Here is a 561-nt window from a genome sequence, read left to right as displayed (position 1 = left end):
AGAAATGCTATTGCTTACGCTTGTTGAATCAGATACAGATGCGCTTGTTGACGCTGATGCACTGTTGCTTGCACTTGTGCTTGCTGATTCTGAAGCAGACTTGCTTGCTGAGTCAGACGTTGATGCACTGTTGCTTGCGCTTGTGCTTGCTGATTCAGATGCACTGATTGAAGCAGAGATGCTGTTGCTTACGCTTGTGCTTACTGATTCTGATGCAGATTTGCTTGCTGAGTCAGATGCTGAAGCACTGTTGCTTGCACTTGTACTTACTGATTCTGAAGCGCTGATTGAAGCAGAGATGCTGTTGCTTACGCTTGTTGAATCAGATACTGATGCGCTTGTTGATGCTGATGCACTGTTGCTTGCACTTGTACTTGCTGATTCTGAAGCACTGATTGAAGCAGAAATGCTATTGCTTACGCTTGTTGAATCAGATACAGATGCGCTTGTTGACGCTGATGCACTGTTGCTTGCACTTGTGCTTGCTGATTCTGAAGCAGACTTGCTTGCTGAGTCAGACGTTGATGCACTGTTGCTTGCGCTTGTGCTTGCTGATTCAGA

At 45.8% G+C, this 561-nt stretch carries 1 protein-coding gene; it reads left to right on the top strand.

Features of this window, described 5'->3' with window-relative positions; genetic code table 11:
- On the top strand, positions 1 to 561 hold a 561-nt coding region (locus tag D8803_RS09760), incomplete at both ends, for a hypothetical protein (RefSeq protein ID WP_411756590.1).

This window comes from Streptococcus oralis, assembly GCF_003943385.1.
GTDB lineage: Bacteria > Bacillota > Bacilli > Lactobacillales > Streptococcaceae > Streptococcus > Streptococcus oralis_CA.
This window is presented reverse-complemented; position numbering and strand designations above follow the sequence as displayed.